The sequence below is a fragment of the Bifidobacterium sp. LH_449 genome (assembly GCF_056356755.1).
This window is the reverse complement of the sequence record NZ_JBKEUV010000002.1, coordinates 24,848-44,703: the sequence shown is the minus strand read 5'-3', so window position 1 is coordinate 44,703 and position 19,856 is coordinate 24,848. Positions and strand designations below refer to the sequence as shown.

At 60.9% G+C, this 19,856-nt stretch carries 17 protein-coding genes; 5 read left to right on the top strand and 12 right to left on the bottom strand.

Annotation, left to right across the window (positions count from 1 at the left end):
• The first annotated feature begins 39 nt into the window (after positions 1–39).
• A complete protein-coding gene (locus AC1AX7_RS01975) occupies positions 40–510 on the top strand; it encodes a prepilin peptidase (protein ID WP_476508438.1) in 471 nt (156 codons plus the stop codon).
• 130 nt (positions 511–640) lie between these two features.
• On the opposite strand, the gene mltG is transcribed toward AC1AX7_RS01975, so the two are convergent.
• The 6 genes from mltG to AC1AX7_RS01945 all read right to left on the bottom strand — a co-directional run bounded on the left by mltG (position 641) and on the right by AC1AX7_RS01945 (position 6,518).
• Positions 641–1,834, bottom strand: coding sequence for an endolytic transglycosylase MltG (gene mltG, locus AC1AX7_RS01970; RefSeq protein WP_476508437.1), 1,194 nt, complete (start codon positions 1,832–1,834; stop codon positions 641–643).
• A 12-nt stretch (positions 1,835–1,846) separates the two neighbouring features.
• A complete protein-coding gene (gene ruvX, locus AC1AX7_RS01965) occupies positions 1,847–2,302 on the bottom strand; it encodes a Holliday junction resolvase RuvX (protein WP_476508436.1) in 456 nt (151 codons plus the stop codon).
• Between the two features lie 10 nt (positions 2,303–2,312).
• Positions 2,313–4,991, bottom strand: a complete 2,679-nt coding sequence (gene alaS, locus AC1AX7_RS01960) for an alanine--tRNA ligase (protein WP_476508435.1) — start codon at positions 4,989–4,991, stop codon at positions 2,313–2,315.
• Between the two features lie 141 nt (positions 4,992–5,132).
• The gene (locus AC1AX7_RS01955; protein ID WP_476508434.1) at positions 5,133–5,360 is read right to left on the bottom strand and encodes a hypothetical protein; all 228 of its coding nucleotides are present in this window, start codon (positions 5,358–5,360) and stop codon (positions 5,133–5,135) included.
• Entirely contained in the window at positions 5,360–5,749 is a 390-nt protein-coding gene (locus AC1AX7_RS01950; RefSeq protein WP_476508433.1) for a DUF948 domain-containing protein, read from the bottom strand. The genes AC1AX7_RS01955 and AC1AX7_RS01950 overlap by 1 nt, the downstream gene beginning before the upstream one ends.
• A gap of 94 nt (positions 5,750–5,843) precedes the next feature.
• The gene (locus AC1AX7_RS01945; protein WP_476508432.1) at positions 5,844–6,518 is read right to left on the bottom strand and encodes a histidine phosphatase family protein; all 675 of its coding nucleotides are present in this window, start codon (positions 6,516–6,518) and stop codon (positions 5,844–5,846) included.
• Positions 6,519–6,667: 149 nt separating this feature from the next.
• Between AC1AX7_RS01945 and AC1AX7_RS01940 the strand changes: the two genes are divergently transcribed.
• The gene (locus tag AC1AX7_RS01940) at positions 6,668–7,033 is read left to right on the top strand and encodes a phage holin family protein (protein WP_476508431.1); all 366 of its coding nucleotides are present in this window, start codon (positions 6,668–6,670) and stop codon (positions 7,031–7,033) included.
• Positions 7,034–7,152: 119 nt separating this feature from the next.
• Here AC1AX7_RS01940 and rpsD read toward each other — a convergent pair whose 3' ends face one another.
• The 3 genes from rpsD to AC1AX7_RS01925 form a co-directional block, all read right to left on the bottom strand.
• A complete protein-coding gene (gene rpsD, locus AC1AX7_RS01935; protein WP_476508430.1) occupies positions 7,153–7,779 on the bottom strand; it encodes a 30S ribosomal protein S4 in 627 nt (208 codons plus the stop codon).
• Between the two features lie 225 nt (positions 7,780–8,004).
• Positions 8,005–10,683, bottom strand: coding sequence for an ATP-dependent helicase (locus AC1AX7_RS01930; RefSeq protein WP_476508429.1), 2,679 nt, complete (start codon positions 10,681–10,683; stop codon positions 8,005–8,007).
• 114 nt (positions 10,684–10,797) lie between these two features.
• Positions 10,798–12,765, bottom strand: a complete 1,968-nt coding sequence (locus AC1AX7_RS01925) for an acyltransferase family protein (protein WP_476508428.1) — start codon at positions 12,763–12,765, stop codon at positions 10,798–10,800.
• A gap of 305 nt (positions 12,766–13,070) precedes the next feature.
• Between AC1AX7_RS01925 and AC1AX7_RS01920 the strand changes: the two genes are divergently transcribed.
• The 3 genes from AC1AX7_RS01920 (at position 13,071) to AC1AX7_RS01910 (ending at position 16,245) form a co-directional block, all read left to right on the top strand.
• The gene (locus AC1AX7_RS01920; protein WP_476508427.1) at positions 13,071–13,649 is read left to right on the top strand and encodes a xanthine phosphoribosyltransferase; all 579 of its coding nucleotides are present in this window, start codon (positions 13,071–13,073) and stop codon (positions 13,647–13,649) included.
• Between the two features lie 172 nt (positions 13,650–13,821).
• Positions 13,822–15,186, top strand: a complete 1,365-nt coding sequence (locus AC1AX7_RS01915; protein WP_476508426.1) for a nucleobase:cation symporter-2 family protein — start codon at positions 13,822–13,824, stop codon at positions 15,184–15,186.
• 303 nt (positions 15,187–15,489) lie between these two features.
• On the top strand, positions 15,490–16,245 hold the full coding sequence (locus AC1AX7_RS01910) for a putative ABC transporter permease (RefSeq protein WP_476508425.1): 756 nt from the start codon (positions 15,490–15,492) through the stop codon (positions 16,243–16,245).
• Positions 16,246–16,314: 69 nt separating this feature from the next.
• On the opposite strand, the gene AC1AX7_RS01905 is transcribed toward AC1AX7_RS01910, so the two are convergent.
• From AC1AX7_RS01905 to AC1AX7_RS01895, 3 genes are all read right to left on the bottom strand, one after another.
• A complete protein-coding gene (locus AC1AX7_RS01905; protein WP_476508424.1) occupies positions 16,315–16,938 on the bottom strand; it encodes a DUF47 domain-containing protein in 624 nt (207 codons plus the stop codon).
• A gap of 16 nt (positions 16,939–16,954) precedes the next feature.
• Positions 16,955–18,007, bottom strand: coding sequence for an inorganic phosphate transporter (locus AC1AX7_RS01900; RefSeq protein ID WP_476508674.1), 1,053 nt, complete (start codon positions 18,005–18,007; stop codon positions 16,955–16,957).
• Positions 18,008–18,299: 292 nt separating this feature from the next.
• Complete coding sequence (locus AC1AX7_RS01895) at positions 18,300–19,781, bottom strand: DUF1846 domain-containing protein (RefSeq protein WP_476508423.1); 1,482 nt, start codon at positions 19,779–19,781, stop codon at positions 18,300–18,302.
• Positions 19,782–19,856: the final 75 nt, after the last annotated feature.

Genomic DNA, 19,856 nt, shown 5'->3' with positions numbered 1-19,856 from the left:
CTGCACGCTTCGTGCGTGACTTCGGATTATTGTAACTATATGGGGTATCTTGCATGCTTGCCGAGTCTGATTTGTGGACTTGCCGTCTCAGTCAATGACATTCGCTGCCGCCGTGTGCCCCGCCTGTGGATAGCGATCGGCATCGCGGCCCAGCTGATTGCGACATGCGTATACGCTTTGCTGGCGAATGATCTGTTCGTTGTCGTGCAGTCGGCCGTGTTTGCGCTGTTGTGCGCCGCCGTGCAGACGGCGTTGGCGTTGCTGAAGCCGGGGGCGTTGGGATTCGGCGATGTGACGACGACGTTGATGGTGGGCCTGGCCATTGGCATGCGAGGCCTGCAGACGGTTGTTCTTTGGTGGCTGTTCATGGGCCTGGTCGGTCTAATCTGGATTGCGGCCTGGTTGCGTTTCGATCCGCAGCGCGGCACGGCATATGAGGGGAAGGCGCCGTTCGCGCCGGTTATCGTGTTGGCTGGCGTTTTCGCGGTATTGGCGTCCGCTTTGATGTGATACAGCCGACGCTGATCTGATTTCGTGATATGACTACGGCAAACGGGCGTGTGACGGAATCGGGGATTCCGTCACACGCCCGTTTATTGTGTTGCGATCCTATTCGCGATTACGCCGGCTGATCGATCGATCAATTGGCGTTTTCGTTGCCGGTCTTGTACTCCTTCACATACTGTTCGAACTGCCGATTCTGCTCGTCCAGCGTGCCTGTGGTGAACTTCGTTTCGCCGGTCTGCAGATTCGTGGTCACGAAGTACAGCCAGTCGCCTTGTTCCGGATTCAGCGCGGCTTCGATGGCGTTGTCGCCGGGATTGCTGATCGGTCCCGGGGGCAGGCCTGCATGAAGACGAGTATTGTATGGATTCGAATCATCCTGCAGCATGGCGTCGGTCAATTCGCTGGCGCTGATGCCGAGACCGTAGGCGACGGTCGAATCCATGCCCAATGTGATGTCCTGCTCGAGACGGTTGAGGATCACGCGCGTGACCTTGCCGTAGTATTCGGACGAATTCACTTCGGATTCGGCGATCGATGCCATGATCAGGATTCGTTCACGCTCTTCGCCTGCCGGCACGCCCATCGAGTCAAGCTTTTCGATACGGGCTTCGACCATCGCGGTGATGATCTCTTCGACGGTTTTGTTCTGCACATCGTAGCTGCCCGGTTCGAACCAGCCTTCGAAGTCGCCGTTCGCCTCATCCGGCAGGATCCCGGCGCCGCCGCCATTGATGACCGCATCAAAATCGGACTGTGATAATCCGGAAAGCTCCACCGCTGCGGCGATTACGTCGGACACACGTTCCCCCGAACGGACTTCCAGGAAGCCGCTGGCCTGTGATTGGTCGGAGAGGATGGCGACGACATCCGCGGCCTTCATATGCCTGAGCAACGAGAAGGTTCCCGGATACAGTACGCTGCCGTTCGCCATGACGATGCTGGTGAAGGCCGCTGCGGATTTGATGATCTCGGCCTCATACAGATTTTCCGCGATCGTCGCGGCGTCCTGGCCTTGTTCGACGGTGAATTGCACTTCGCCTTCGCCCGGTCCCGGATAATCCTCGATAACGGATTCGGTCTGATTGTTGGCGTTGCGTATGTCGATCAGCTTGTGATAACCGAAATAGCCGCCGGTGGCCACCAGGGCGATGACAATGATAGCCGCGATGATGCCGAACATCCTGCGCCGCTTGTGCATTTCACGCTGACGCCGCATGGCGCGACGAGACTGCGGAGGAGCCGGTGGATTCACGGGAACAACTGTATCGGAGCCATCTCCTTCCCAATGAACGTTATCGTCGAAGAACTCTTCGAAATCCTCTGACATCGATCGCTTCCCTCATTTCTCCACGCGGTCCAATGCCGTTTGCAAGATCACCACCGCGGCCTGCTGGTCGACTTTCGGGCGATGCTGCCGGCTGCCGACCTGAGCATCAAGCAACTGCCGGTGCGCAGTCACCGTGGTCAAACGTTCATCGACCAGAGCCACCGTCGGCATCTGATCGAGGACCACCTCTCCCTCTTCGATCCATGTTGCGAGTCGTTTTTCGAGGTTGGCAGCCCAACGTCGGGCCTTTTTCGCGCTTCTACCTTCAGTGCCGTCCAATTGCAACGGCAATCCGATAACAACGTGTTCAATCTGCTCATCTTCGATGATACCGATAACATCGTCGATCGCACGGAACGAATCACCGTACGCCTGTATGTTTCCTGCAGGATGAGCAAGGGCGAGGCCCGGATCGGACAATGCAAGTCCGACCCGGGCGTCGCCCAAATCAATGCCGAGCCATACCATGCGGGTAAGCTCAGGCCTTCATCGCCTGTTCGGCAAGTGCCGTGATGGCTTCGTCGATCTTGGTCGCGTCGCTGCCGCCGCCCTGGGCGAAGTCCGGCGTGCCGCCGCCACCGCCGCCGAGGATCTTGGAAGCGCCGCGGACCAGGTCGCCGGCCTTGATGCCGGCCTTACGCGCGGCTTCGTTGGTTGCCACCGCGACCATCGGCTTGTCGTCTTCGGAGACGCCTGCGAGGGCGACGACGACCGGAGCGTCTTCGCCGAGCTGGCCGCGAACGTCCAGAACGGTCTTACGCAGCGCGTCGAATGATCCGAAGTGGCCGACGTTCTTCGCGGCGACCTTCACCGGGGCGGCGGAGGCCTTGACGTCGGCGACGAGCTGCGGAACGGCCGCCGCCAACTGGCCTTCGTACATGGCGGCCAGACGACGGTCGGATTCCTTGAGCTTGGCGAGCAGCGTGTTCACGCGTTCGGCCAGCTCGTCCGGACGGGCGTTGAGCTTGTCGCTCAGCTGGGAGACGAGCGCGTGTTCGCGGGCGTTGTACTCGTAGGCGCTTTGGCCGACCAGCGCGTCTACACGGCGCACGCCGGAGCCGATGGAGGCTTCGGACATGATGTTGATCGCGCCGATCTTGCCGACATGGTCGACGTGGGTGCCGCCGCACAGTTCGCGGCTCCAGCCGTCTTCGCCGATGGAGACCACGCGCACGATGTCGCCGTACTTTTCGCCGAACAGGTGCATCGCGCCGAGCGCGATCGCGTCGTCGAACTTCATCTCCTGCGTGGTGACGGCGAGGTTGTCGCGCAGACGGTCGTTGACGCGCGCTTCGACGGCGCTCATGATCGTCTTGGTCGGGGCCTTGGACCACTGGAAGTCGAAGCGCAGACGGTTCGGGGCGTCTTCGGAACCGCGCTGGGTGGCCTGCGGGCCGAGCTCTTCGCGCAAAGCCTTATGCACCATGTGGGTCGCGGTGTGGGAGCGGGCGATGGCGCCACGACGGTCAAGGTCGATGGTGGCGTTGACTTCGGCGCCGACCACCAGCGTGCCTTCGGTCAGACGGCACTGGTGGACGATGAGGTCCTTGATCGGCTTCTGCACGTCGTCGACCTCGAGCACTGCGCCGTCGTCGGAAAGGATCTCACCCTCATCGGCCAGCTGGCCGCCGGCCTCCGCGTAGAACGGGGTGCGGTCGAGGATGACTTCGACGTTCGCCGGAGCGGTGACGGCCGGAACAGAGCCCTTGCCTTCCTGCATGATGCCAAGCACGCGGGCGCGCGCGGAGAAATCGGTGTAGCCGAGGAAGTCGATCGGCTGTTCCAGCGTCTTCTTGAAGTCGTCGTAGACGCTCAGGTCCACGTTGTGACGCTTCTTCAGCGCATCGGCGCGGGCGCGGGACTTCTGTTCGGCCATCAATTCGCGGAACTTGGCTTCGTCGACCGTGACGCCCTGCTCCTGCGCCATTTCGAGGGTCAGCTCGATCGGGAAGCCGTAGGTGTCGTGCAGCTTGAACGCATCGTCGCCGGAGACCGTGGTCTTGCCGGATTCCTTGGCCTTGGACACGGCCATGTCGAAGATTTCGGTGCCGGCTTCGAGGGTGCGGCGGAAGGCGTCCTCCTCGCCGTATGCGGATTCGGAAACCTCATGGAAGGTGTTTTCCAGTTCCGGATAGCTCGGAACCATGGCGTTCTTGGAAACCGGGAACAGGGTCGGCAGCACCGGATCGGTGACGCCGAGCGCGCGCATGGCCTTGACGGTTCGACGCAGCAGGCGGCGCAGCACGTAGCCACGGCCGTTGTTGGACGGACGCACGCCGTCGCTCATGATCATCAGCGCGGAGCGCACATGATCGGCCACGACGCGGAACTTGACGTCCATCGCCTCGTCGTCGCCGTACATGCGGCCGGACATGGTCTGCGCGGCCTCGATGACCGGGAAGACCTCATCGGTCTCGTAGATGTTCTGCTTGCCCTGCAGCAGGTAGGCGAGACGTTCGAGACCGGCGCCGGTATCGATGTTCTTGTTCTCCAATTCGCCGACGATGTGCAGGTCGGTCTTGGACTTGACGTTGTCGACCTCGTAGTTTTCGAACACGAGATCCCAGATTTCGATATAGCGGTTCTCGTCGGCGATCGGGCCGCCTTCGACGCCGTATTCGGGGCCACGGTCGACATAGATTTCGGAGCACGGGCCGCCGGGGCCGGGGCCGCCGGTGGTCCAGAAATTGTCTTCCATGCCCATGATCTGGATGTGCTCCGGATCGACGCCTTCGTTGCGCCACAGGGCACGAGCCTCCTCGTCATCGGTGAAGGTGGTCATCCACAGCTTCTCCGGGTCGAAGCCGTAGCCGCCCTCGCTCTGCGGGGTGGTCAGCAGCTCGTAGGCATAGTGGATCGCTTCCTCCTTGAAGTAATCGCCGAAGGAGAAGTTGCCCAGCATCTGGAAGAAGGTGCCGTGACGCGTGGTCTTGCCCACTTCGTCGATATCGAGGGTACGCACGCACTTCTGGTTCGATGCCATGCGCGGCGACGGCGGGGTCTGTTCGCCCATCAGATACGGGATGAACGGGACCATGCCGGCGATGGTGAACAGCGTGGTCGGGTTCGGGGAGATCAGCGATGCCGACGGCACGACAAGGTGGTCGTGTCGTTCATAGTAATCGAGATAGCGCTTCGCGATTTCAGAAGTGCGCATGTGTTTTTGGGCTCCTTTACGGCCGGGACCAGGGTCGGTCCCGTTTTGTCATGATTTCGACTGCCGTCCGCAGTCGTCTTCCGTTGTCTATGTGACGTCTATTTGACGTGATCGAAGCAGATCGTTCGCGCCGGTGAGCGATTATCCGGCATATCGTGCGTTCAGTTCCTCCTCGCGTGCCCGACGTGTGGAGTTGAATTCATTGACCAGACCTTGCAGCGTGCGCATCGTCACATGTTCCTGATCGGGGCCGAGCAGGAACTGACGCGCGGCATCAGGGGTGTTGGCCTTTACGTAGGCCTGTGCCTTGGCCACTGCGATCACGCCGATCACGAAGCCGACGCCCACCCAGAACAGACGTTTGAACATCACTCCCCCTTAGTGGAATCCGCACGTCCCGCAGTCTTGTTCTGCAGGAACGATCGGGCGGTGGATTTTGCCGCATATACGACGGAGGCGATCTTGATGACGGGCTTGCCCAGGAACGAGCCGTACAAATCGCTCAAGGCGCTGACGTTGCTCGCCGTGGCCGATGCGGCCGCGGAGATCTTGTTCACGTCGTCCAACGACTTGTTGACCTGCTGTATGGTCGTCACGCTTTCGTCAAGTGCCGGGATCGCATGGTCTCCGGTATCCCTGACGACTTGGGCGAGCTGGTCGAACAGCTTGCCAAGGCGAATCAGCGGGTAGATCATGAATCCGGCCAGAATCGCGAACGCAATGGCGGCGATGAGACCTGCAATCTCTCCTACACCCATCTTGTACCTCTTTTCAGTATCACGGCACAGCACCGCGACCACAATACCCGCACTAGACTAACGAACGGCCCAGACGCTGCAGGAAGTCGCGAACTCATTGATTATACGATGCGACGGTTATCGCATTGCCGAACGGCTGGTCCGTATCGAATTCAAGGCATGTCACCGAGCCGTTCGCCGGCCGTTCGCTCAGATCGTAGTCCTCCGACGCGAAGCGGTGCATCAGGCTGAGCAGTGTGTTGCCGTGCGAGATCATCAGCACGTCATCGCCGTCATGCAGGCGCTTGTCGGCGGCGATCAGCGCGAACGCGCCTTCCACACGCCGCCAGTATTCGGCGTCGGATTCCGCATCGTGGAAGGGATCCGCTTCCTTCAGGAAATCGCGGGTCGCGGCGAGCCCGAATCTGCGCACGATGTCGTTGTAGTCCTTTGCGCCGTGGGGGCCGCCCGCGGCCGTCCATGCGAGCGACATGTCCTGGCCTTCGAAATAGCCGTAGCACTGCTCGCGGAAATGCATGTCGTTCACCAATTCGGGACGTGTATGGCCTGCGGATTCGTTGATGTCGAGTATGCGCTGCGCGGTGACCATCGCACGCGTGGTGTCGGAGCAGAACGCTGCAGCGAATTCGATATCGCGCAGCTTCTCCCCCGCGCGTCGAGCGTCGGCCAGGCCGGCTTCGGTCAGCGGGGAATTGCTCCATCCTTGCAGTCGGTTATATCGATTGAACAGGGTCTGCCCATGGCGGACAACATGCAAATGCAACATCATGCCTTCAGATTAGCGCATTCCCATATGGCATTCAGCATTCTGACGTGCCATATTGAAGATCGCCCCAAAGTTTTTCAGGGATGGTTTCAGGGATGGTATAAGGGATGATTTTGCGATATATATGCATTTGTCCCTGTACGATATCATCTATGGGTAGTTTCATTTCACGTTGGCTGGTGCTGACGATTGCGGCGGGCGTCATGGTCGCGCTGCTGCCGGGCATGGAGGTGATCGGCGATCCGCCGATCATCGGCGTCGCCGCTTTCGCGTTGTTCATGGCGCTGATCAATGCATCGATCAAACCGATCGTGCATTTGCTGGCGCTGCCGTTTTCGATTTTGAGCTTCGGCCTGGTCGCGCTGGTCATCAACTGGCTGTTCATGGAACTGGCGTCGTGGCTGGCGATGAGCCTGTTCGATGTCGGCGTCGTCATTGACGGGTTCCTGTGGTCGGTGATCGGGTCGCTGATCATGTCGATCGTCTCAAGCATCGTCGGCATGGTGATCGGCGAATAATCCGCACAATATAAAAACGCAAAAACAACTAGAAAGCGAAGAGCCTCGCAGGTTTCCTGCGAGGCTCTTGCTGTATGTATGTCCTTACACTGTATGTTTTTACAGTATGTGAATCCAGATCAGCGGGCGTAGAATTCGACCACGTACTGGATGTTGACCTGCACCGGGATTTCCTCGGCTTCAGGCTTGCGAGTCAGGGTGGCCTTCAGGGAAGGCAGGTTGACGTCCAGGTAGCCCGGAACCGCCGGCAGCACATCGCGGTGCACGCCTTCGGCGGCGATCTGGAACGGAACCATCGTCTGGCTCTTCGGCTTGACCTGGATGGTCTGGCCGGGCTTGACGCGGTAGGACGGGCGGTCGACGATGTTGCCGTCAACGAGAATGTGACGATGAACCACGAACTGACGAGCCTGGGCGGTGGTGCGGGCGAAGCCGGCACGCAGGACCAGGGCGTCGAGACGGGTTTCGAGATCGGTCAGCATGGCGTTGCCGGTCTGGCCGGGGGTATGGGTGCCCTTCTCGTAAGCGGCGCGGAGCTGCTTCTCGGAGATGCCATACTGAGCGCGAAGACGCTGCTTTTCGCGCAGACGCACTGCGTAATCGGACTCAGTGCGACGGCGGGTGCGGCCGTGCTCGCCCGGAGCATACGGACGCTTTTCGAAGATGCGCTGAGCCTTCGGGGTCAGTGCAATGCCGAGGGCGCGGGAAAGACGCACCTGACGGCGAGAACGCTGAACGTTCGTCATTGGTTTAATCCTTTGTTAGTTCTGTCGTTGTCTGAACGGAACGTGGAATACGGGATTCCACGCTGAGCCGGCCTCTCCAGCGCTTTGTCATGGTAAGACATGAACGGCCCGGCCTTGACGGTCCGACCGCCGTCCCGCTGATGGGCTAAGGCTCCAGACGATGCCTTTCGAAGAAAGACACCAATCGGCAACTATACACGACAGGGGCGGACTTCGCCGTGTCGCCTAGAGCTTTTCGATCGGGGCCACCCGGAGCATCAGACGTTTGACGCCATCCGTGCCGAAATCGACGGTGATCACCGAATTGCGCCCCTTGTCCTGCGTGTCGAGCACGGTGCCCAATCCGTAACGGTCATGCGTGATCTTGTCGCCGATATGGAAGTCGGCGATGTTGAGCTCGTTGTCTTTGCTCAGCGCGGAGGCCGGGGCTGTTTTCGACTTGTCCGACGGCGTCACGCGACGGACGGTGACCTTGCCGGACTTCGACGAGGAGCGAGACGATCCCAAGGAGCCGTAGTAGGAAGAACCGCGGGACGAGCCATACGAGGAGCCTGCCGAACGGCGGCGCCCGGAACCTGAAGAACCGTACGACGACGAACCATATGACGAACCGTATGAGGACGATCCATACGATCCGCCGCGGCGCGAGGAGCCGTACGAGGAAGACCCGTGCGAGGAGGAGCCATAGGACGAGGACCCGTAGGAAGACGCTCCTCCGCCAAATGACGAGCCCGAGAAATCGTCGTCACGCCATCCGCCGAAATCATCGTCGAAGCCGTCGGAGAAGCTTCCGCTGCCCCAGCCGCCGCGCATGCGCTCCACACCGGTTTCGCGACGCTTCCAATCGATCAGTTCTTCCGGGATCTCGTCAAGGAATTGGCTCGGCAGCATCTCATTGGCCTGCCCCCACTGCGCGCGCACGGCGGCACGGGTCACGTACAGGCGGCGCTTCGCGCGCGTGATGCCGACATATGCGAGGCGACGCTCCTCGGACAGTTCGCTGGTGTCCTCCATCGCGCGCGAATGCGGGAACGTGCCCTGCTCCATGCCGGTCAGGAACACGATCGGATATTCCAGACCCTTGGCCGTATGCAGCGTCATCAATGTGACCTTGCCGGAATCCTCGCCTTCACTGGGCAGCTGATCGGAATCCGCCACCAATGCCGTGGTTTCAAGGAAGGCCGCCAACGTGGCGTCCGGCGTGTTCTGTTCGAATTCCGCGGCCACCGACTGTAGCTGCGAAAGGTTCTCCACACGCGACATGTCCTGCGGGTCCTCCGAACGGCGCAGTTCCTCCAGCATGCCCGTCTTGTCGAGCACTTCGGCCACGATTTCGGACGGTTTCGCATCATGCTCGGCGGCGAAGGCGCGCAATCCGATCAGCAGATCGCGGAATTCGCGCAGCGGCTTCGCGGTGCGCGCCGTAATGCCGTCCAATTCGTCGGCATGTTCGATGCCGAGCCAGAACGGTCCCATATGCGCGTCGGCATAGGATGCGACCAGCGCTTCGGCCCGCGCGCCCAGCCCACGCTTGGGCACGTTGAGGATGCGTCGCATGTTGACGCTGTCGGACGGGTTGACGATGGCCTGCAGGTAGGCGACGGCGTCCTTGATTTCGCGGCGCTCGTAGAATTTCGTGCCGCCGACCAGCTGATACGGCGTACCGGCGTTGATCAGCGCCTCTTCCAAAGAACGGGACTGCGCGTTGGCGCGATACATGATGGCCATGTCCGAGTAGGCGACGCCTTCCTCGGCATGCACGCGCGTGATTTCGCCGGCGATCCACGCCGCCTCCTGCTGCGCATTGTCGGCGGCGTATCCGACGATCGGGTCGCCCTTGCCGAACGCGGTCCACAGCTTCTTCGGCTTGCGGCCTTCATTATGCGCGATCACCGCGTTCGCCGCGTCCAGAATGGTCTGCGTGGAACGGTAGTTCTGTTCCAGCATGATCGTGCGCGCGTTCGGGAAATCCTGTTCGAAATCCTGGATATTGCGGATGTCCGCGCCGCGGAAGGCGTAGATCGACTGGTCGGAGTCGCCGACGACGGTGATCCAGGCGGGGCCCGTCTTGCCGGCGGCGACCGCGGTGGGCGCGGCCTCCTCCCCCGCATCGACGCCGGCCAATTCGCGCACCAGCTCATACTGCGCATGGTTGGTGTCCTGATATTCGTCGACGAGGATATAGCGGAACTTGTGATGATAGTATTCGGCGACCATCGGATCTGTGCGCAGCAATTCGACGGTGCGCGAGATCAGATCGTCGAAATCGACGGCGTTGGCCTGCGCCAGACGATGCTGGTATTCGGCGTAGACGACCGCATACAGCTCTTCGACGTTGCCGATGCGCCCGAGCTGGTATCCGCGCTGGCCGGGACGATAGTCCGGCGCGTACGTCTTCAATTGCGTTCGCCAGTCGGTCAGATTGTTCTTATAGTCGGAGATGCGTGACAGGATCGCGCGCGGCGTATAACGCTTCAGGTCGATGTTGAGGTCGGCGCCGATCAGTTTGACCAGGCGTTCGCAATCGGCGGTGTCGTAGATGGAGAAGCCGGAATCAAGCCCGATCTGCTTGCCGTCGCGGCGCAGGATGCGCACGCAGGCGGAGTGGAAGGTCGACACCCACATGCGTTCGGCGACGGGACCGATCAGCGCGGCAAGACGTTCCTTCATCTCCGCCGCGGCCTTGTTGGTGAATGTGATGGCGAGAATCTGGCTCGGCCATGCGCCGAACTGCGTCAGGATCCATGCGATGCGTCGCGTGAGCACGCGCGTTTTGCCCGAACCGGCGCCTGCGCCGATCAGCAATGCCGGGCCTCGATATTGCACGGCCTGCGATTGCTGCTCGTTCAGGTCGCCGATAAGCTCTTCGGCATGACGTGCGATGAAATCAGGATCCTGCTGCACTGGCGCACACTCCCCTTTGTCGTTTGTTGCTGGCCCGTCGAAACGATTGTCGAATCGATTCTCGAACGAATTCTTGGAGCCATCTGAGCCATTCATGTTTACCACATGAGCACGTCAGTGCCGCACGGACCAGGCATTGAGTGCGTCGCGCACGGTGGCCGCATACAGATTCGCGCCTTCCGGCATGGTGTGGATGCCGTCGGAATAGAACACTTCGGGATGCGGCGTCGCCGCGGCGTCCCAGTCGATCAGCAGCGACGAGTCGCGATGGGCCTGGACATAGTCGCGTGCCGCCTGGTTGGCGACGGGTATCCACGCCCGTTCGCCGTGGCCGCTGATGATGCACAGCACATGGCCGGGGCCTGCGGTCTGCGCGATTTCGGCGTAGTCGCCGACGGTGGTCGCTGAATTCGTGTTCGCCGCGATGACGATATATTTTTTGAGCTGGCCACTCGCCTTGTATGACGAGATCAGATCGCGTACGACGGCGATGCTGCGCGATTCCTTGGCGTCGACGTAGATGCCGGGCAGCGCCGCCGACAATGCCGACGACGCGCCAAGCATGACGGAATCGCCGATGGCGATGACGTCGCCGCCCTTGACCGGTTCGGCCGGCCGGGGCGGCTCATGCGCGACCTTGTCTTCGCCGACCGCCGCATTGCCGGCCTTGTCGTTCGACACACCGCCCGACGCGCCGAACGAGGAGGATCCGTCTTTGCCGGACTCCTTTTCGCCGGTTTCGTCCGATTCGTTTTCCGCCGGCGATTCCTCACCCGAACCATTATTCGAACTTTTGTTCGAATCCTGTTCTTCCGCATCCCGCTCGGCCTGACGATGCCGCCGCTCCAGCAACGCCTGCTGCCGCTCCAACGCAAGCTGCACTTTCGTCTTATCAGGCGCTGCATGCATCGTAAACCCGAATCCCAGGCACAATGCCACGGCGACGATTCCGGCCGCGAGCGCCTTCCACCTGTCTCGTGTTTCGGTGAGGTCGGGGCGCCATCCTTCGAGCAGGCGCGCAGCCGGCCGTTCGACGAAATGCCATGAGAAGGCCGCGCATGCCATGGTGAGGGTCCAGGCGAGTGCCCATAGCGGCCATTGCGGGCGCCCGTCGTGGGTCATCGGCATGAGGCGTTCGAGCAGTACATAGATCGGCCAATGCCATAGGTAGAGTCCGTATGAGTAGCGGCCCATCAGTCGGAGGGGCCGCCATTCGAACAGGTTTTCCATCCAGGAGCCTTCGCCGATCGATCCGATCAGCATGAGCACGGTCAATATGGCGGTCAGGGCGAGTCCCCATCGGAATGCCGTGGCGTCCTGATGCACGTATCGGGTCAGCGCGAGGAAGACGGTCAGCGCCGCCGTGGCCAGCCATGGGCTGATTTTCACCCATGTTTGGGCGAGGCGTCGTGACAGTGCGGCTTGCATGCTGCCGTGCAGCGCCCATGCGAAGGCCATGCCTGTCAGGAGCCCGAACGTGTGGGTGTCGAGTCCGTAGTAGATGCGGGTCGCGTCTTTGCCCGGCGTGTACAGTGCGCCCATCAGTACCGCGCTGAGTATGGCGAGGCCTGCCGGTATGGCCCACTGCAGTTTTTGCGGCACGTGTCTGCGTATCAGTGCGACCAGCGGCGGCAGCAATACCGCGAATTGCGCGAATACGGCCACGTACCAGAGGTGCTGCAGGGGTTGCGGCGCTGTTGCGGCGAAGTAGCTGGCTCCGCTGGCGATGCCGTACCAGTTGTAGGTGAAGGTGATCGCGGCGAGGCTTTCCCAGCCGTATTTCACGAGCGCGTCGGTGTCGATCGCCGCGCTGAGCATTGCGACCACGGGGATCAGCAGCATGATGGCGGGCAGCAGGCGTGCGAGGCGTCGCAGATAGTATCGGCGCAGGAGCAGGTGGCCGTGGTCGTCGTATTCGTCGAGCAGGCTCCATGTGAGCAGGAATCCTGAGATGGTGAATAGGACTTCCACGCCGAGGAAGCCGCCGGATTCGCCGGCGACTGAAAAATGGTAGGCGACGATGGCGGCAAGTGCGACGCCTTTGATGCCGTCGATGCAATGGAAGCGCTGTCGCTGCGACATGACTTCTTGTATCTCCTTTGGAATTCGCACGGCGCTGGAGCGCCGTGGCCTTTGCATATAGTAGTCGTGGCCCGTCGAATACGTCATGGCCGGCGGCGGGTCGCGTTTGGATCGCGCCGGCGTTTTCCCGTTTCCGTTCGTTTTCGTCTGCAGCGCATTGTTCGCTTTGACGCCGGCGACACGGTGCGGCGCCCGGCGTCGCGGTCACGTCATCTCACGCGAGTATGCTGGAAGTTCTTGATACGTGGGCGTGGTCTCATGTTGAAGCAGTCATAGCCCATCCGACAATTATTCAAAGGGGTTTCATGAAGGAGCTTGAGGAACGCATTCGTCTGGAAGGCAAGGTCAAGCCGGGCAACGTGCTGAAGGTCGACGCTTTTCTTAACCACCAGTGCGATGTTGCGCTGTTCGACGCCATGGGCGCGGCTTGGGCGGAGCATTTCAAGGGTAGGAACATCACCAAGATCCTGACCATCGAAGCGTCCGGCATCGGCATCGCCTGCGTCGCCGCCCGCCATTTCGGCAATGTGCCGGTCGTGTTCGCGAAGAAGGCCCAGTCCATCAATCTGGATGGCGAACAGTATTCCACGACGGTGTATTCGTTCACCAAGCAGAAGGAATTCCCCGTCATCGTGGCCAAGCAGTATCTGCATGAAGGCGATCATGTGCTGCTGATCGACGATTTCCTGGCCAACGGCAAGGCGTTGCATGGTCTGATCGACCTGTGCGGGAAGGCCGGCGCCGTGGTCGAAGGCATCGGCATCGCCGTGGAAAAGGGCTTCCAGGGCGGCGGCGACCAGCTGCGCGCCGACGGCTATGACGTTGATTCGCTTGCGATCGTCGAATCGATGGATCCGGAATCCGGCTCCATCGAATTCCGCTGATTTGAAGATTTTCCGGGGCGTCCGCATCGCGGGTTCCCCGGTTTTTTCTGCCCGCCGCACCGTCGCTTCGCGGCATTGCGACGCGATGGCGTTGCGTGGGCTTTTAAAAATACAACTTGGACGTTCCAAGGGTTTTGTTGTGCAACGACACAGAGAATAGAGAGAGAACAGTATGGCAACGAATAAGGATAGGACGACGAAATCCGCCGTCTCCTTCGAAGCCCTGACCAGTTTGGACGCTCCGGTCTCCTTCTGGCGTGGCATTCCGTTCGGCTTGCAGCATGTCATGGCGATGTTCGTGGCGAATCTCGCCCCGATTTTCATCGTCGCCTCCGCCGCGAACATGGACGCGGCCCAGTCCGCCGCCGTGATCCAGGCCGGCCTGCTTGTGGCGGGCCTCGGCACCTGCCTGCAGCTGTACGGCGCCTGGCTGATCGGTTCCCGCCTGCCGATGGTCACCGGCATCTCCTTCACGTATGTGGCCGCCGCCGTGGCGATCTGCGCCGATAAGGGCTATGGCGCCGTGGTCGGCGCCGTCATCGTCGGCGGCCTGCTGGAGCTGGTGTTGGGCCTGACCGCCAAATATTGGCGTCGTTTCGTGCCGCCGATCGTGTCCGCCATCGTAGTCACCTCGATTGGCTTCTCCCTGCTGACGGTCGGCGCCGAAAGCTTCGGCGGCGGCTCCGGCGCGGAGGATTTCGGCTCCTGGCAGAATCTGACGCTCGGCCTGATCTCCCTGGTCGCCTGCCTCGCCTTCCAGCTGCTGATGAAGGGCACCGCCAAGCAGCTGTCCGTGCTGTTCGGCCTCGTGGTCGGCTATGTGGTCGCCATTTTCATGGGCAAGGTCGATTTCTCCGGCTTCGCGGACCTGTCCATCATCTCCGTGCCGCAGTTCATGCCGTTCAAGCCTGAATTCGATCCGGGCGCGATCATCTCCCTCGGCCTGCTCTACGTGGTCTCCTCCGTGGAAGTACTGGGCGACACCGCAGCCCTGACCAAGGTCGGCCTGAACCGTCTGCCTACGGAGAAGGAAACCGCCGGCGCGATCGCAGGCGACGGTCTGATCTCCTCCGTGTCCGGCCTGTTCGGCTGCCTGCCGTTGACCTCCTTCGCGCAGAACATCGGCCTGGTGGCCATGACCAAGGTCGTCAACCGCAAGGTGATCCTCTCCGGCGGTCTGATCCTGATCCTGGCCAGCTTCGTGCCGGCCATCGCCGAAGTGTTCAACTCGATGCCGCAGGCCGTGCTCGGCGGCTGCACGATCATGATGTTCGGCAACATCATCCTCTCCGGCTTCCAGATGATCGCCGAAGCGGGCTTCACGCAGCGCAACATCACCATCGCCGCGCTGAGCCTGACCATCGGCATCGGCTTCACCCAGGTCGGCGACATCTTCGTGCACTTCCCGGCCCTGTTCCAGCAGATCTTCGCTTCGAACTGCATCGCCGTGGCGTTCGTCGTCGCGCTGATCCTCAGCCTCGTGCTGCCGAGCGAAGAGCACTTCCTCGCCGCCAAGCCCGGCGAGAACGAGCAGTAAGCGATCCCCGGAACAGGAGACACGCGTAACAGGAAAGGCGGGCGAATGCCCGCCTTTCGCATATTCGCCTTGACGCGATCGCACATCCCATCGTTGACGCCAGTCCCCCTCGCCCATCATGCAAGGCGCGTTCTGAACCGCACCCCAAAAGGCGATGCCCGATTGCCCTCAGGCCGACGCGCATACCACCATGAAGGCGGATCCCTGCCGTGTTACGCCAAGTGCATATCCGCATAGGATGCGATAGAGTGACGGCAACAGGCATGCAAGCGCTCTCACGCTACGGACAGAGGTGAATCACCGATGACATACCTCGAACAACTGTTCCTATGGTGGACGTTCTACTCATTCGTCGGATGGGTTTGGGAAACCCTGCTCGCATTGGTGCTGCGGCATCGACTCGTCGACAGGGGCGTGCTCAACGGCCCGATATGCCCGATATACGGATTCGGCGGCATCATCGTGATCCTGCTTCTGCATGACGTGAGGAATCCGTTCGCGCTGTTCCTCAGCTCGGGTTTCATCGCCTGCGCCATCGAATACATCACGTCATATGCGACCGAACGATTGTTCAGCGTCAGGCTTTGGGACTACACGGACAAGCCCTTCAACATCCACGGACGCGTGTATCTCAACGGATTCGTCGCATTCGGGGCCGGAGCCACATTCGTCATGCTGTTCGTCCAGCCTTGGCTTTCGGCGTTGACCGCAGGCCTTCCCCCGCTCGCGCTGCACATCATCACCGGCGTTCTGGCGGCGATGCTGATGGTCGACCTTGCGATCAACATCGCAGGTCTGCGCACGCTGCACGGCCGTCTCGCCATGCTGGATGACGAGCTTGACCAGCATCGTGCCGCACGCATCGACGCGGTCAACGAGCGGATCACGGAGAAGCACGAGCGTCTCGCGCAGCTCAACGAGCATATTCATGCGACGCTCAACTGGCAGCAGCGCCGACTGATCGACGCGTTCCCGCAAATGACATCCACGCGCAACACGCGAATCATGGATGAGATCCGCCACGCTCTCGAGGAGCGCCGCCGGCACCGCAGCTCCTGAACGACGCGCATACGCATGATGCCGGATTCCTATGGGATACGGCATCACCGTCGTCCACAATATAACGAATCAGCTGTTCTTCATCACGATGCTGTCGATCACGCCGGCGACATGCTCGCAATCATCGGTGCAGCTTTCCAACTGCGTATACAGCTCATGCCAAGCGAACACCTGCAACGGGTCGCCGCCCGCGGTATGCAGCTTACGCATCGCATCGACGAACAGGCGGTCGGCGTCCTGCTCGATCTTGTTGATGGCGAACACATGCTCACGCAATGTCTTGGAACGCTTGAAGCGAGGCAGTTCCGACACCAGCTCCCCCATGCGGCTGCACGCCTGGTCGATCATGTCGACCAGCTGCAGCGCGTCCGGACGGATCTCCTGCACGTTGTCGTAATACAGGCGGTACAGCGTCTCCTCAAGCGTGTCGACCACGTCGTCCAACGCGCTCGACAAAGCGGCGATGTCCTCACGTTCGAACGGCGTGATGAACGCGGTCACCAGCTCGTCCATCATGCCATGGCGGATCTCATCGGCGGCCTGCTCGATGCGGTGCATCTCATCCATGCGCTCACGCAGATGTTCGGGATCGTAATCATGCATGACGTCGGAAAGCAGCTTCACCGCCTGGCAGGCGCATTCGGCGCTCTGCCGGAATCCGTCGAAATAAAAAGAATCGTTTTTCCTTGCCATTGATCGGGTCCCTTCCTTAGAACATGAACATGAAAAGCTTTGCCATGACGAAGCTGATGATGCCGCAGCCCGGGAACGTGAACACCCAGGTGAGCATCATGTCGCGCACGATGCCGAAATTGATGGCGGACAGGCGACGCACCGCGCCGACGCCCATGATGGCGCTGGTCTTCGTATGCGTGGTGGAGACCGGAATACCCAGCACGGTCATCAGCAGCAGGCATACGGCGCTGGAAAGGTCGGCGGAAAAGCCCTGATACTTTTCCAATCGCACCATGTCCTGGCCGACGGATTTAATGATGCGCTCGCCGCCGACGCTGGTGCCGATGCCCATGATGGCGCTGCACAGGAGCATCAGCCACACCGGGATGACCACGCCTGCGACGCTGGACTGCCCGTTGCAGAACGCCATGCCGAGGAACAGTACGCCGATGAATTTCTGACCGTCCTGTGCGCCGTGCATGAAACTCATCGCGGCGGCGCCGACGATCTGCGCGTACGTGAAGAAGCCGTTGGCGCGGCGACGGTCGAGGCCCGCGCAGACGAGCGTCACGATCTTGCATACGATCCAGCCGATGCCGAAGCCCAATACGAGGCTGGCCACGAGACCGTACAGGACCTTCACCCATTCGTCCATGTTGATGCCGCCCAGACCGCCCTGGATGGCGATGGCCGCGCCGGACAGGCCCGCGATCAGGCTATGGCTTTCGGATGTGGGGATGCCGAACAGGGATGCGGCGACGCTGTATACGACGATGGAGAACAGGGCCGCGCATAGCGCGATCAACGCCTCATGCGTGTTGCCGCCGAAATCGACCATATTGCTGATGGTGGAGGCGACGGAGGCGTTGATCTGCGTCATGACGAACACGCCGAGGAAGTTGAAGATCGCCGCCATGATCACCGCGGAACGTACACGCAGGCAGCGAGTGGTGACGCAGGTGGCGATCGCGTTGGGCGCGTCCGTCCAGCCATTGACGAAAATGACGCCCAATGTGAGCAGCGTGGTTACGGCCAGCGCCGGATTCGAGAAGATCTGTTGGATGAAATACGAAAAAGACACATCCAAGGGCGTCATCACCTTCCTCATCAAACGAATCCGACGGTTAACATTCCGCGAATATTCGGTAAACAATCAATGATTGTACCCGACAAGGGGCGCTTTACCCGCCGATATGACGCGTTCCCCCGAAAATAAACGGCGGAATGCGACATAACGGGTGGGAATATCGGGGAAAACATCCGGAAAACCTATGAAGGATGCAAGAAAAAACGGCGGAATGCCGCCGCGCGGGAATTCCACGCGACGGCATTCCGCCGTTTCGCCGTTCCGGTGATTCAGCACACCACTTGTGACGGCGTCACTTGTGATACAGGCTTACGCGCTCGTATTTCGGCTCGCAGCACACGTTGATGCCGAGTTTGCGGTACAGGTCTTCATCGGTCGAGGAGATGATGACGGAGAAGAACGCGTCGCAGCCGCGCAGCTGCTCCAGGCCGCCGATCACCTTGGCGGCCTGCTCGCTTTGCGAACTGGTGATCGACAGGGCGATCAGCGTTTCGTCGGAGTGCAGGCGGCGGTTCACGCTCGACAGGTGTTCGGTCTTCAAACGGCAGATCGGCTCGATGGCGGCCTCGTCGATGACGAGCGTATCGTCCGGCACGCCGGTCACGGCCTTCAACGCGTTCATCAGCAGCGCGCTGGCGGCGCCCAGCAGGTCGCCGGTCTTGCCTGTGATGACGCGTCCGTCCGGCAGCACCATGGCGCCTGCCGGAGCGCCGGTCATCTCCTCCTTCAGCAGGGCCGCCGAACGGGCCGGGGAAAGGTCCGGGCCGACGCCGGCCTTCTTCATGATCGAACGCAGACGTTCGACCTGCTCTTCGCCGGTGCCGGTGCGCTTGTAGTTCACCGCGGCATCGAAGTAGCGGCGGACGATTTCCATGTTCGCCGCCTCACGGCACGCCTCATCGTCGACGATGGCGTAGCCGGCCATGTTCACACCCATGTCGGTGGGGCTCTGATAGGGGCTGGTGCCCATGATCTTTTCCATCATGGCCTTCAGCACGGGGAACGCTTCGACGTCACGGTTGTAGTTGACGGTGGTCTTGCCGTACGCCTCGAGATGGAACGGGTCGATGATGTTCGCGTCGTCCAGGTCGGCGGTGGCGGCCTCGTAGGCGATGTTCACCGGATGGTTCAGCGGCAGGTTCCAGATCGGGAACGTCTCGTACTTCGCATACCCGGCGTTGGTGCCACGCTTGTTCTCATGGTAGAGCTGCGACAGGCAGGTTGCCAGCTTGCCCGATCCCGGGCCGGGGGCGGTGACGACGACGAGCGGACGGCTGGTGACGATGTAGTCGTTGCGGCCGTAGCCTTCGTCGGACACGATGTGTTCGATGTCATGCGGATAGCCGGCGATCGGGTAATGCAGATAGCAGGTGATGCCCAGCTGCGCCAAACGGTGACGGTACACGTCGGCGGCGGGCTGGCCCGCATACTGCGTCAGCACGACGGAGCCCACATAGAAACCGCGGGAGCGGAAGATGTCGATCAGGCGGAGCACGTCCTCGTCATATGTGATGCCGAGATCGCCGCGCATCTTGGCTTTTTCGATATGGTTGGCGTTGATGGCGATGATGATTTCGACGTCGTCCGCAAGGCTTTTGAGCATGCGGAACTTCGTATCGGGTTCGAAACCCGGCAGTACGCGCGACGCATGATAGTCGTCGAACAGCTTGCCGCCGAATTCCAGGTACAGCTTGCCGCCGAACTGCGCGATGCGTTTCTTGATGTTCTCCGCCTGCAGTGCGATGTATTTGTCGTTGTCGAATCCCTGTCGCATATGTATGTGGACTCCTCTTGACGCAACTTTGTGACCAAAAGATTATAGCGGTATGGCGGTATTGCCATACCGCAC

Excerpts from the sequence above, each read along its gene's own strand:
- AC1AX7_RS01945 (WP_476508432.1), bottom strand. The coding sequence starts at position 6,518 with ATGATGTTGCATTTGCATGTTGTCCGCCATGGGCAGACCCTGTTCAAT.
- AC1AX7_RS01975 (WP_476508438.1), top strand. The coding sequence starts at position 40 with ATGGGGTATCTTGCATGCTTGCCGAGTCTGATTTGTGGACTTGCCGTC.
- alaS (WP_476508435.1), bottom strand. The coding sequence starts at position 4,991 with ATGCGCACTTCTGAAATCGCGAAGCGCTATCTCGATTACTATGAACGA.
- AC1AX7_RS01920 (WP_476508427.1), top strand. The coding sequence starts at position 13,071 with ATGAAGGAGCTTGAGGAACGCATTCGTCTGGAAGGCAAGGTCAAGCCG.
- ruvX (WP_476508436.1), bottom strand. The coding sequence starts at position 2,302 with ATGGTATGGCTCGGCATTGATTTGGGCGACGCCCGGGTCGGACTTGCA.
- AC1AX7_RS01910 (WP_476508425.1), top strand. The coding sequence starts at position 15,490 with ATGACATACCTCGAACAACTGTTCCTATGGTGGACGTTCTACTCATTC.
- AC1AX7_RS01925 (WP_476508428.1), bottom strand. The coding sequence starts at position 12,765 with ATGTCGCAGCGACAGCGCTTCCATTGCATCGACGGCATCAAAGGCGTC.
- rpsD (WP_476508430.1), bottom strand. The coding sequence starts at position 7,779 with ATGACGAACGTTCAGCGTTCTCGCCGTCAGGTGCGTCTTTCCCGCGCC.
- AC1AX7_RS01955 (WP_476508434.1), bottom strand. The coding sequence starts at position 5,360 with ATGTTCAAACGTCTGTTCTGGGTGGGCGTCGGCTTCGTGATCGGCGTG.
- AC1AX7_RS01915 (WP_476508426.1), top strand. The coding sequence starts at position 13,822 with ATGGCAACGAATAAGGATAGGACGACGAAATCCGCCGTCTCCTTCGAA.
- mltG (WP_476508437.1), bottom strand. The coding sequence starts at position 1,834 with ATGTCAGAGGATTTCGAAGAGTTCTTCGACGATAACGTTCATTGGGAA.
- AC1AX7_RS01940 (WP_476508431.1), top strand. The coding sequence starts at position 6,668 with ATGGGTAGTTTCATTTCACGTTGGCTGGTGCTGACGATTGCGGCGGGC.
- AC1AX7_RS01895 (WP_476508423.1), bottom strand. The coding sequence starts at position 19,781 with ATGCGACAGGGATTCGACAACGACAAATACATCGCACTGCAGGCGGAG.
- AC1AX7_RS01905 (WP_476508424.1), bottom strand. The coding sequence starts at position 16,938 with ATGGCAAGGAAAAACGATTCTTTTTATTTCGACGGATTCCGGCAGAGC.
- AC1AX7_RS01950 (WP_476508433.1), bottom strand. The coding sequence starts at position 5,749 with ATGGGTGTAGGAGAGATTGCAGGTCTCATCGCCGCCATTGCGTTCGCG.